This is a genomic window from Salipiger sp., from assembly GCF_059781815.1.
This window is the reverse complement of sequence record NZ_JBYNAH010000420.1, coordinates 1-1627: the sequence shown is the minus strand read 5'-3', so window position 1 is coordinate 1627 and position 1627 is coordinate 1. Positions and strand designations below refer to the sequence as shown.

Below are 1627 nucleotides of genomic sequence, written 5' to 3'. Positions count from 1 at the left end.
GAGGGTCTCACGGTTGCCGAGATGACGGATCTTCGGGCGCGCGCACGCGCGGCCGATACGGCGGTCCGCGTCGCCAAGAACAGGCTCGCCAAGATCGCCCTCCAGGGCACCGAATGCGAAAGCATCTCGGGTCTTCTGGAAGGCATGACCGTTCTCACCTATTCCGAAGATCCCGTGGCGGCAGCCAAGGTGGTCGAGGACTTCGCCAAGGACAACAAGAAGTTTGAAATTCTTGGCGGCGCAATGGGTGGAGCGGCTCTGGACCGGGCCGGTGTCGAGGCCGTGTCGAAAATGCCGTCGCGCGAGGAGCTCATCGCTTCCATCGTCGGCTGCATCGGCGCGCCCGCTTCGAACATCGCCGGCGCCATTGGCGCACCTGCTTCGAACATCGCTTCGATCCTTTCCACCATCGAGGAAAAGGCCGAGGCGGCGTAACGCGCAGTCACGAGACACCCGTGGGGTTGAACACCCGCACGTTGGAACACATCTAAAGATACGGAAAAGGCAAAATGGCTGATCTTAAAGCACTTGCAGAGCAAATCGTCGGTCTGACCCTGCTCGAAGCACAAGAACTGAAAACCATCCTCAAGGACGAGTACGGCATCGAGCCCGCAGCTGGCGGCGCTGTCATGATGGCTGGTCCGGCTGCTGGCGGCGAAGCTGCTGCAGAAGAGGAAAAGACCGAGTTCGACGTGATCCTCAAGTCGGCTGGCGACAAGAAGATCAACGTGATCAAGGAAGTCCGCGGCATCACCGGCCTCGGCCTCAAGGAAGCCAAAGAGCTGGTGGAAGCCGGCGGCAAGGCTGTCAAAGAGGGCGTGTCCAAGGACGAAGCCGAAGAAATCAAGAAGAAGCTCGAAGAAGCAGGCGCCGAAATCGAGCTCAAGTAATCACGCATGGTGCATCCGCACCTCTTGTGATCGCAACTTCAGGCTGGGTCCGGGGTTCCCCGGGCCCAGCCGAACCCGTCTCAGAGAGGCCCCTTGCCGGCGTGCGGGGGAGGGGCTTTTCTCAGACGAGTTCACCGATCGGGAGGCCCTTGGTGGGACAGGGGCCAGGAATGGATCAGAACCGTCGTCTCGGATGGACGTGCCGCTGGTGCCCGACAGCGCGCGCGACCGGTGAGAAGCTGAAAAGGTGACAAACCTCATGGCGCAAAGTTTCCTTGGCCAGAAACGTCTTCGCAAATATTTCGGTAAAATTCGTGAGGTTCTGGAGATGCCGAACCTCATCGAGGTTCAGAAAAGCTCCTACGAACTCTTCCTGAAATCCGGTGACCAGCCCCAGCCGACCGACGGCGAGGGGATCAAAGGCGTGTTCCAGTCGGTTTTCCCGATCAAGGACTTCAACGAGACCGCGGTTCTCGAGTTCGTCAGCTACGAGCTTGAAAAGCCGAAATACGACGTCGAGGAGTGCATGCAGCGCGACATGACCTACAGCGCCCCGCTGAAGGTCACCCTGCGCCTGATCGTGTTCGATATCGACGAGGACACCGGCGCCAAGTCGGTGAAGGACATCAAGGAACAGGACGTGTTCATGGGCGACATGCCGCTCATGACGCCGAACGGCACGTTCATCGTGAACGGCACCGAGCGCGTGATCGTGTCTCAGATGCACCGTTCGCCGG

General features: G+C 59.8%; 2 protein-coding genes and 1 pseudogene. All 3 read left to right on the top strand.

Annotated elements, in window-relative coordinates; all coding sequences use genetic code 11:
* The coding region (gene rplJ, locus AC6RA4_RS25445) for a 50S ribosomal protein L10 (RefSeq protein ID WP_500165106.1) at positions 1 to 435 on the top strand (435 nt) is incomplete at its 5' end.
* Between the two features lie 74 nt (positions 436 to 509).
* The gene (gene rplL / locus AC6RA4_RS25440; RefSeq protein ID WP_076696776.1) at positions 510 to 890 is read left to right on the top strand and encodes a 50S ribosomal protein L7/L12; all 381 of its coding nucleotides are present in this window, start codon (positions 510 to 512) and stop codon (positions 888 to 890) included.
* A 259-nt stretch (positions 891 to 1149) separates the two neighbouring features.
* A pseudogene (locus AC6RA4_RS25435) lies at positions 1150 to 1627 on the top strand (DNA-directed RNA polymerase subunit beta); the annotation flags it as partial.

What these genes read in the sequence shown, in the direction of transcription:
- rplL (WP_076696776.1), top strand. Translation starts at nt 510, where the DNA reads ATGGCTGATCTTAAAGCACTTGCAGAGCAAATCGTCGGTCTGACCCTG.